This window comes from Cellulomonas sp. B6, from assembly GCF_001462455.1.
Taxonomy (GTDB): Bacteria; Actinomycetota; Actinomycetes; order Actinomycetales; family Cellulomonadaceae; genus Cellulomonas.
Genome location: NZ_LNTD01000080.1, coordinates 1 through 5,497, shown reverse-complemented (window position 1 = coordinate 5,497; position 5,497 = coordinate 1). Strand labels below are relative to the sequence as shown.

The window sequence follows — 5,497 nt, the reverse complement described above, 5'->3', positions numbered from 1 at the left end:
GCGCCCGTCGCGAGCCGGCCCGACGGTACCCGACCCGCCGCGCCCGCGGACGACCCGCCCCCCGGACGGCCGGGCGGACCGGACGACGACGCACCGGGCCGCGCGGCGGCGCCCGCCGCCACGACACCCGACCCCGCCGTGTCACCCGTCGCCGTGTCGCCCGTCGCCGCGACCCACGACGGCACCGCGACCCGCGACGGCGCCGCGACCCAGGGCGGCGCCGCGACGCGGGGCGACGACGACGAGCTCTTCCCGGACCCGAACGCACCCCGCACGCCGCACGCGGGGACGCACGTGCTCGGCGTGCTCGTCGGGCTCGTCCTGGCACCGCTCGCGCTGGCGCTCACGCTGATCGGGCAGAGCCGCGTGCTCGTGGTGCAGGCCGACCGCTGGGACGCCTCGCTCGAGGTGCTCGGGATCGTGCTCGTCTCGTGCGGGGTCCTGCTGCTGGCGGCGCTGCTCGTGCTGGGCCTGTGGACCGCCGCGGTGCCGCTCACCGCGGGTGTCGTGCTGAGCGCGCTGGGCGGCCTCTACCTGTACGCGCCGGGCGTCGCCCGCACCACGACGCTGGACGTGGTCGGCTCGGACGCGTGGCACCTGACGCTCACGCAGGTGACGGTCGCCGGCACGTCGGGAACCGCGCTCGTCGCGGGCGTGCTGCTGCTCGCGGCGGGCGTCGTCGTGGCGCTGACCCGGCGGCACGGCGTCCGGCTCGGGGCGTTCCGCGAGCGCAACCGCACGTCCTGACCGGTCGCGACGCGCCGTGACCCGGTGCGGACCGGCACGCACCGGGACTAATGTCCCTCACGAGGACCACCCAGGTCAGCACCACCGCCGCACCGACGCCGCTGCGCAGGAGACACCGTGACCGAACAGTCTGCCGAGCCGACGACCCCCGGGTCGCCCACGCCATCGTCCGACCAGCCCGCCGCACGGTGTCTGGAGAACCTCTCGACGGAGGACCGCCGGTTCCCGCCGTCGAGCGAGTTCGCGGCCCAGGCCAACGCCGGGGCGGACCTGTACGCGTGGGCGAACGCGGACCGTCCCGGGTTCTGGGCCGACCAGGCGCGGGACCTCCTGACGTGGTCGACGCCGTTCACGCAGACCCTCGACTGGTCGGACGCCCCGTTCGCGCGCTGGTTCGCCGACGGCCGACTGAACGCCGCGTACAACGCGGTGGACCGGCACGTCGAGGCGGGCCGCGGGGACCGGGTCGCGCTGCACTTCGAGGGCGAGGGCGGCGACACGCGCACCCTCACGTACGCCGACCTGCAGCGCGAGGTCTCCAAGGCCGCCAACGCGATGGCCGCGCTCGGCGTCGGCACTGGCGACCGCGTCGCGATCTACCTGCCGCTGATCCCCGAGGCCGTCGTCACGATGCTCGCGTGCGCGCGGCTGGGCGCGCCGCACTCGGTGGTGTTCGGCGGGTTCTCGGCCGAGGCGCTGAGCAGCCGCATCCTCGACGCCGAGGCGAAGCTCGTCGTCACCGCGGACGGCGGGTTCCGGCGCGGCAACCCGTCGGCGCTCAAGCCGGCCGTCGACGAGGCGCTCGCGAAGGGCGCGCCGAGCGTGCGGCACGTGCTCGTCGTGCGGCGCACGGGTCAGCCGGTCGAGTGGACGCCGGGGCGCGACGTCTGGTGGCACGAGGCCGTCGACGTCGCGTCGTCGCAGCACACGCCCGTCGAGGTCGACGCCGAGCACCCGCTGTTCATCCTGTACACCTCGGGCACCACCGGGAAGCCCAAGGGCATCTTCCACACCACGGGCGGCTACCTCACGCAGGCCGCGTACACGCACCTCAACGTGTTCGACCTCAAGCCCGAGACCGACGTCTACTGGTGCACGGCCGACGTCGGCTGGATCACCGGGCACACGTACGTCGTCTACGGGCCCCTGGTGAACGGCGCGACGCAGGTCATCTACGAGGGCACGCCCGACACCCCGCACCGGGGCCGCTGGTGGGAGATCGTCCAGAAGTACGGCGTGACGATCCTGTACACCGCCCCCACCGCGATCCGTACGTGCATGAAGTGGGGCGAGGACATCCCCGCCGGGTTCGACCTGTCGAGCCTGCGCGTGCTCGGGTCCGTGGGCGAGCCCATCAACCCCGAGGCGTGGATGTGGTACCGCCGCGTCATCGGCGGCGACCGCACGCCGATCGTCGACACGTGGTGGCAGACCGAGACCGGCGCGATCATGATCAGCCCGCTGCCCGGGGTCACGGCGACCAAGCCAGGATCGGCGCAGGTCCCGCTGCCGGGCGTCGCGGCCGACGTCGTGGACGACGACGCGCAGCCCGTCCCGAACGGCGGCGGCGGGTACCTCGTGGTGACCGAGCCCTGGCCGTCCATGCTGCGCGGCATCTGGGGCGACCCCGAGCGGTACCGCGACACGTACTGGTCCCGGTTCCGCGGCCTGTACTTCGCGGGGGACGGCGCCAAGAAGGACGACGACGGCGACATCTGGCTGCTGGGCCGCGTCGACGACGTCATGAACGTGTCGGGGCACCGGCTCTCGACCACCGAGATCGAGTCCGCGCTCGTCGCGCACCCCTGGGTCGCCGAGGCCGCCGTGGTCGGCGCGACCGACGAGACGACGGGACAGGCCGTCGTCGCGTTCGTCATCCTGCGGGGCGACGCCGCGCAGGCCGCGTCGTCCGACGCCGCGACCGTGCAGGAGACGCTGCGCACGCACGTCGCCAAGGAGATCGGGCCGATCGCCAAGCCGCGGCAGATCCTCGTGGTCCCCGAGCTGCCCAAGACGCGGTCCGGCAAGATCATGCGCCGCCTGCTGCGCGACGTCGCCGAGCACCGGCAGGTCGGCGACGCGACGACGCTCGCGGACTCGTCCGTCATGGACCTCATCGCCGCAGGGCTGTCCACGCCCACGACGTCGGACTGACGCCGCACGACCCCGCTCCACCCCGCGGCCCGTGGTGCACCGCACCACGGGCCGCGGCACGGCCGGCTCACCCGACCCCCGACGAACCGGGCATCTCGGGTCGCTCACAGGTCGCACCCAGGTGGGGTGCAGGCGCCACGCAGCGCGAGCGGGCATGGTGGTGAGGTGAGCACTCCCCCCGCGACCCCGGCCGACGTCTCGGCGCTGCCCCACCCCGACGTCATCCCGCGCGCGGTGATGCGGCAGCTCCTGGGCGGGGGCGACTGGCTGTCGTCGTGGTGGAGCGTGGTGGCCGCGGGAGTCGTCGCCGTCGGGCTGGTCGTGCTCGCCGTCGTGCGCCACCGGCGGGGGCGCCGCGGGTGGCCGTGGGTCGCGCTGTCCACGCTGACGACCCTGTTCGGGCTCGCACTGACCGCGAACGTCATCGCCGGGTACGTCCCCAACACCCTCGCGCTGCGCGTCTCGCTCGCGTCGTGGGGCGTCGGCGAGGCGCCCGGCCTCAAGCACGGCACGGCGCAGGAGCGCGCGGGCGGCACCGACCAGGGGTCGGCGACCGCGGTGAACGTGCCCGCACCGGCCGACCTGAAGATGCCGACCGACTCGCTCACGTGGGTCTACACGCCCCCCGGCTACGACCCGGCCGGGACGACCCGGTACCCCGTGGTCTACCTCGTGCACGGCAGCCCCGGCGCGTCGGGCGACTGGTTCGCCGCGGGCAACGCGGCGCAGGCGATGGACGTGCTGATCCGCACCGGCAAGGTGCAGCCGATGATCGTCGTCGCGCCCGACGTCAACGGCACCGGACCCTCGCCGCGGGACACCGAGTGCCTCGACTCGACGACGGGCGGCTCGCAGGTCGACACGTACCTCGCCGACGTGCTCGTGCCGTGGGTCGACGCGCACTACCGGACCGCGGCCGACCGCGCCGGGCGGGCGTTCGGCGGGTTCTCCTCCGGCGGGTACTGCGCGCTCGACCACGGCCTGCGGCACGCCGACCAGTTCGGCACCATCCTGTCGATGGGGCCGTACGCCGACCCGGGCGAGGGCGGCCACGCGATGCTCGCGACGCAGGCGGAGTGGGACGAGCACGACGTCATGAAGTACGCCTCGACGATCGAGCTGCCCTCGCCGCTCACGCTGTTCCTCTCGGTGCCCGCGGGCGAGAACAGCATGAGCGTGCGGCACGCGGCGGACGTCGCGACGAAGCTCGCGGCCCGGGGCGTGGACGTGGTGTGGCGCGAGGAGCCCGGGCAGACCCACACGTGGACGATGGCGCGCGCGACGCTGCCGTACGCGCTCGTGACCGCGTCGCAGCACCTCACGGCGGGCTGACGGGGCGGCTGCCGGTGCAGCTGCCGGTACAGCTGCCGGTGCAGCCGGGCCGGCCGTCGACCCCGGTCGGCGACGTCGTGCCGCGAGCGCGGGTCGAAGCGCTTGCGCGAGGCGGGGCGACGAAACGCTTCACCGATGGAGGGCGTCCGGACGCGCTGGTTGTCTGACGGCGCACCCCGCTCCGACGCCGCGCGCGCCGGACGGGTGCTCCCAGCCCCCCTTCGCGGAACGAGGACGTCCATGAAGAGCACCTCCCTGCGTGCGGCCGCCGCGTGCGGCGCCGCGCTGCTGGCCGTCGGCGGGCTCACGGCCGCGGCCACGACCGCCTCCGCCGCCGACCCCGTCGGCCTGCACGTGTCCGGCACGCAGCTCGTCGAGCAGGACGGGACACCGTTCGTCGCGCGCGGCGTCAGCCACGCCCACACCTGGTACGCGTCCCAGACCCCCACCGCGATCCCCGCGATCCGCGCCGCCGGCGCGAACGCGCTGCGCGTCGTGCTGTCGGGCGGACGCTGGACGGCGAACAGCGCCGCCGACGTCGCCGACGTCATCGACCTGTGCCGCGACAACCAGCTCGTGTGCATGCTCGAGAACCACGACACCACGGGCTACGGCGAGCAGGCCGGCGCCGTGAGCCTCGACGCGGCCGCCGACTACTTCGTGTCGCTGAAGCCCGTGCTGCAGGGCACCGAGGACTTCGTCCAGATCAACATCGGCAACGAGCCCACGGGCAACAACGAGCCCCAGGTCACGGGCTGGACGGCCGCCACGTCGGCCGCGATCGCCAAGGTCCGCGCCGCCGGGCTGCGCCACAACATCGTGGTGGACGCGCCCAACTGGGGGCAGGACTGGAAGGGCGTCATGCGCGACACCGCCGCCACCGTGGCGGCCGCCGACCCGGAGGGCAACACGCTGTTCTCGGTGCACATGTACGGCGTCTACGCGCAGGCGTCGACCATCACGTCCTACCTCGACGCGTTCGAGGCCCAGGGCCTGCCGCTGGTGATCGGCGAGTTCGGTCACGACCACTCCGACGGCAACCCCGACGAGGCGACGATCATGCGCGAGGCGGTCGAGCGCGGCATCGGCTACTACGGCTGGTCGTGGTCGGGCAACAGCGGCGGCGTCGAGTACCTCGACATGGTGCGCGGCTTCGACCCGGCGCAGAAGACCGACTGGGGGAAGCTCATCTTCGACGGCCCGAACGGCATCAAGGGGACGGCCCGCACGGCGACGTTCTTCTCGGGCACGACGCCGACGCCCA

The 5,497-nt window shown here is 74.1% G+C and carries 4 protein-coding genes; all 4 read left to right on the top strand.

Annotated features, from left to right (window positions below; translation table 11 throughout):
* On the top strand, positions 1-747 hold a 747-nt coding region (locus ATM99_RS07205; protein ID WP_223304861.1), incomplete at its 5' end, for a hypothetical protein.
* A 192-nt stretch (positions 748-939) separates the two neighbouring features.
* Positions 940-2,901 (top strand): acetate--CoA ligase, encoded by a 1,962-nt coding sequence (gene acs / locus ATM99_RS07200; protein WP_150118188.1) that lies wholly within the window; start codon positions 940-942, stop codon positions 2,899-2,901.
* Positions 2,902-3,066: 165 nt separating this feature from the next.
* On the top strand, positions 3,067-4,233 hold the full coding sequence (locus ATM99_RS07195; RefSeq protein WP_062102239.1) for an esterase family protein: 1,167 nt from the start codon (positions 3,067-3,069) through the stop codon (positions 4,231-4,233).
* Between the two features lie 240 nt (positions 4,234-4,473).
* The coding region (locus ATM99_RS07190; protein ID WP_062102238.1) for a glycoside hydrolase family 5 protein at positions 4,474-5,497 on the top strand (1,024 nt) is incomplete at its 3' end.